At 49.4% G+C, this 4,902-nt stretch carries 3 protein-coding genes; all 3 read right to left on the bottom strand.

Features of this window, described 5'->3' with window-relative positions; genetic code table 11:
• Positions 1 to 507: 507 nt before the first annotated feature.
• Positions 508 to 1,284 (bottom strand): hypothetical protein, encoded by a 777-nt coding sequence (locus tag PKH29_12430; GenBank protein ID HNX15644.1) that lies wholly within the window; start codon positions 1,282 to 1,284, stop codon positions 508 to 510.
• A 629-nt stretch (positions 1,285 to 1,913) separates the two neighbouring features.
• A complete protein-coding gene (gene mcrC / locus PKH29_12425) occupies positions 1,914 to 2,975 on the bottom strand; it encodes a 5-methylcytosine-specific restriction endonuclease system specificity protein McrC (protein ID HNX15643.1) in 1,062 nt (353 codons plus the stop codon).
• Positions 2,972 to 4,902: AAA family ATPase (locus tag PKH29_12420; GenBank protein ID HNX15642.1), on the bottom strand; the 1,931-nt coding region annotated here is incomplete at its 5' end. The genes mcrC and PKH29_12420, both read right to left, overlap by 4 nt.

The raw sequence follows: 4,902 nt of genomic DNA, 5'->3' as shown, positions 1-4,902 counted from the left end.
CAAAACCGGAAAAAACGCAAGAAAAAGCACAGGCCACACAGAATTCAGAATTCAGGAATTTTATTCTGTAGGGAAGGGTCTTGACCCTTCCGAGCGAACGTAATTCGGACCGAATTGCGTTCGCAAAAAGCTGATTTCTTTTGCCGAGTCCTATTCGTAAATATCGATATGTCGATTTTCATTTTCACTCTTTCGCAAGCGGCATAACTCTCGGATATGCCGCTTGCTCGGATCGGTCTCGAACCGCGTTCGATGACCGACTCCCTACTGCAAAGGCGAGACGAATTAGTGAAGAGTGAAGAGTGAAGAGTGAATATGTAAGGTACCGCGCGGCGGGGGCGGGGGAATTCAGAATTAAGAATTCAGAAGGTCGGAGAAGGAGATAATCTGTGCGACAGGGATAATCCATGCGAAATCCACGCGGTGGGGACGGGGACGGGGACTGGATTGCCGAGGGGCATAAAGCCCCTCTCAATGGCGAAAACGAAACGCGGGGAGGCGAAAAAGTTATGCGGCGGTGAAGGTGACGAGGACGGAGGGTTTGTCGGCGGTGCCGACATAGATGGCGACGTGATATTCGCCCGCGGCGACGGCGGCGGGCAGCTCATATGCCGCGGAAATATTCAGGTTCGAAGAAGCCGGCAGTTCCGTTGTGCTGACCACTTCGTCGTTCAGGTCAAACCAATAGATCGTAATGACCGAATCCGGCATCGCCTTGGTCAGGGCCGCGTACACGTACCAGACGCCCGAAGTCGGCACGGAGGTTATCGTATCCACGGGAAGGCCGTTTTCATCGATGAAGGAAGTCATATGCGCGTCTTTGACGAGCGAGGCGACGTCGGTCACGGCCGGCGCGACCACGGTGAACGTCACCGTCGCGTCGGGCTGTTCATGATCGCCGATATAATAATCGACCTTATAATCGCCTTCCGGCAGCTGAACCTCGGGTTTTAGACTCGAATAGATCCAGCGGTCGGCGATGGTTCCGCTGTCGATGGTCACCTCGTCCACCGTCTGGCTGCCCGTGACGTAGGTCCAGACCACCCGGATCCGGGTGTTGTCCGGCGCGCCCGTGAGCTTCGCGGAGGTATAGAGCATGGCCGCGTCCGCCGGGAAGGACGTCACCGCCGCGCCCGGGACGCCGTCCGCGTCGACGGTTTCGGTCATGATGGCCTCTTCGATCGCCGCGGTGCTGAAATTCATTTTGAAGTTGAAACAGCCGGAGGAAAACACGGTGAGCGCAAGGATGAGAATCAGTAAAAATGCGCGTTTTACGGTTTTCATAAAAAGCTCCTTTCGGTTTGAAAAAGATATGATGACAATGATACGAAAAAAACCGTTGTCATTATAACCCATGTTTCAAGGAATTACAAGGGAAATATTTGTGCGAAATTCGTACTGCGATTCGGATGTTTCGTCATTGCGAGGGGCTTCGGCACGTCACGCGCGGCGGGAGCGAACGAATTCGGAATTCGGAATTAAGAATTAAGAAAGGCGGGGATAATCCGGCGTGAAAACCACGCGATGGAGACGGGAGCGGGATGAATCCCCCCACCGCTGCAAGGCGGTAGACGAATTAGTGAAGAGTGAAGAGTGAAGAGTGAAGAAGTAAGGTACCGCGCGTTAATCTGTGCGACAGGGGCGGGGAAAATCCATGCGAAATCCGCGCGGCGGGGACAGGGACTGGATTGCCGCGGGGCGCATCCCCTCGCAATGACGGGGGAGGGATGAATCCTTCCACCGCTGCAAGTCGGTAGATGAATTAGTGAAGAGTGAAAAGTGAATAGTGAATAGTGAAGAAGTAAGGGGCGGGGAGGGGACGGGGAATTCAAAATTCAGAATTAAGAATTAAGAAGGTCGGAGAAGGGGAACGGGGGGTTTACGCGTTAGAGGCAGTGAAGGTACAACGATTACTATTTTATGATTTTCGAAACATAACCGAAAGTGTCTGTTATAATCATATCTAGTTGGGATTTGATCTCCGAAAACGGTTGATTTAAATCCAATGTTTTTACGGTAAATTTGTTGCCGCTTAAAATAAAATTGCAGTCCAAAGTGACCGACTCCTGCGTTTTGGCATACAGCAGCATGCCGCTGACGTTTCCGGTTTTATTCTTATCTTGGTTTTTCACATAGGTGAAAATCTGGTATAAATTTCCGGAATGGAAGGTCTGTTTATTGAACTGCGTCTGCATCGTATGGCTGTAATATTTCGCATCGATAATCAGAGTTTTTGGCTCATGTTCAAGAGTGATATCGGTCTGCATAATCGGTAGTGATTCTAACCGGCCTTCATCCAGGTTCCACTGAACCTGCGCTGCCCTTGGGTGCAGATAATTATAATGATGTCGATAATACTCCAGGATAAAGCGCTCATACAGGCGTTCCATATGCTCGTCCGAAAACTGCGCCATTTTATGCGCGCCGGGATCGGTTGAAAGAAGCAGGCCGTCCAGAACAAAACGACAAATGTCGATGAGCATTCTGTAATTTTGGTTATTTCGGTGACAGTAAAGGGTGTTCCATTTGATGAGGGCAGGATCAATCACGGCGACAGAAGAAAAATAGGGCAAAATTTTGCGGAGTGCCGTTTTGTTTTCTTTTGAGACCGAATGCAGGCGGACGAGCCCCAGCAGGGCGGTTTTGATGACCCGGTTGAAGTCGTTGTCTTCCGACAGTTCATCGTATTCACAAAAAAGTTCCATCCGGTGCCGCAGTTTGTTGCGGATGGTTCCCGGGATATTCACCTTTCCGCGCATTACGGGCAGACTTTCCGACTTTGACTGATAGGTTCGGTAAAGCCCCTGCTTCAGCAACTGAGCAACGCCTTTTGACAAAATCGCCGAGAAAAGGTCGTAGATGTTTTCGAATTCTTCTCCCTTAATTTTCTCATAATTCGTCTGCCGCAGCACCTGATAGGCGTAGGCCAGCATGCAATAGATATTTTGAATGAAGATTCCTTTGTCGTCAGTCATTTGAAAATACCACGCAGGCTCTTTTCCCATTCCTCAACTTTTGCCGGCTCGTCGAACCAATATTCCCTGAGCATGGGCAGAATGTCATATTCGACGATTTCACTCAGCCAACCTTCAATACCGGTTTTTTCTTCCGGTTTTCGCTCGCAGAAGTAGCTGTGTCCGATGCGGAACCCTTTCCCCAACGCGTCGTCATTTACGATCGCAACGTTAAGTTCTTGGATTTGTTTGATGAGCGCGTCGAAGGTTTTGTTTTCAAATTGCTTTTGATATGCTTCAAACCCGACGGAGTCGAACGCGGGCTCGATTTCGGAAAAGCCGAAACGGCGGCGCAGGGCGAAATCGATCATGGCAAGGCTTCGATCCGCCGTATTCATCATGCCGATGATATAAAGATTTTCGGGCACCGAGAAAGGTAAACCTTCACAGGGTAAAGTGAGTTTTTTGCCCCGATAATCACGCTCGATCAGCATCAGCAGCTCGCCGAAGATTTTGCTCATATTGCCGCGGTTGATCTCGTCAATGATAAAGAAAAATTTCTTCTTCGGCGAATTGGCGGCTGTTTCGCAGAATTGATAAAAAACCCCTTTTTGAAGCTCAAAACCCGTTCCCTTCGGTTTGTAGCCCGCAATGAAGTCCTCATAAGAGTAATTTTGGTGGAACTGGATGGTCTTAACGCGGTCTTTATCCTTTTCGCCCATCATGGAATACGCCAGACGCTTTGCGGCATAGGTTTTTCCCACGCCGGGCGCGCCCTGCAAGATCACGTTCAGTTTGTGTTCGAGCAGAGAGACCAAGCTGTCATAACGCTCTGAGGTCATATAGACCTCGTTTAAAAATGCCGTTTTGTCATATTTCTCATATTCGGGTTTGGATGCGGAAGGGCTGAGATTCTCTTCGCGGATTAGATCCATAATAAATTCATATTCGCCCTTCGTGAGTTTGAATAAGCTGCCCTTCGGCTGTGCAAAATACTCCATCTGCTGCAGTTCAGGGCAATCGTGAAGCGTTGAATAGTCAATCGGGTTGGTAAGCGCTTCAGTTTTTTCAAAATAAACCGCTTTTCCGTCATTTTTCGTGACTTTTGCCAGCGCCACGATTTGTTTTACGGGGTTGGATTCATATCCGATCACAAGATCACCGACTTTGGCGTTCAGAAAGTTCTGGTAAACGCGGCGCTTGTTTCCGTTTTCGTTCAGGTGTGTATAGTTTTGTTCTTTTCCTACTGCGGTGTCCGCGAAACTCCAGATTTTCGGATTGGCATTCAGCCACCAATAGCCTCGTTCCTGATCGCCAGGAGTTGGCGAAGCATAGAGGTTAATATTTGTAAGATCCGCTTGATCCAGCGCCTTTGCAAGTTCATCACGCAGCTTCCAGACATAGTTTCCGGCGTCTTCTTTCCCAGCCCGGCGGCCGACATATAAAACGGGCCATAATTTCATGCCCTCCGCGGTTCCATCCGGTCTGTTACAATTTGTTTTATCAATGACATGCTGCGCCAGAGCGGTAGAGTTGATATTATAAAACCCGGGTTCTTCACCGTATTTCACCGAAAGTTGTGTGCAGGTCGCTGCGCCGCCGTACGCTTTGAAACGCTTCATAATTTCCAAACTTCTTTGATTGAAAACAGAGGGATCTTTCAGCAATTCAGCCCATTGTTCCACGGTTAGGCCGGGGGTATAATCCACCGGCTCCCATACCTCGGATGTTTTATTGTATTCTTTGAAAATGTAAAAGCAAAAATCGACTGTCAGCGTGATTAGGTTGGTATCCGGCCAACAGTCACCGGTGAGAGACGAGCGGAACATCTTGACCAGTTCGTCATCCTGCTTTAAAGAATCGCGGATATCGTTGTAAAGCGCAAAAGCGCCCGCTACAGAGTCCGGCGTGCCTGTTTTCGGCTGAAACGGACTGCCTAGTTCGTTGG

This window comes from Oscillospiraceae bacterium (genome assembly GCA_035353335.1).
Lineage (GTDB): Bacteria > Bacillota > Clostridia > Oscillospirales > JAKOTC01 > DAOPZJ01.
This window is presented reverse-complemented; position numbering and strand designations above follow the sequence as displayed.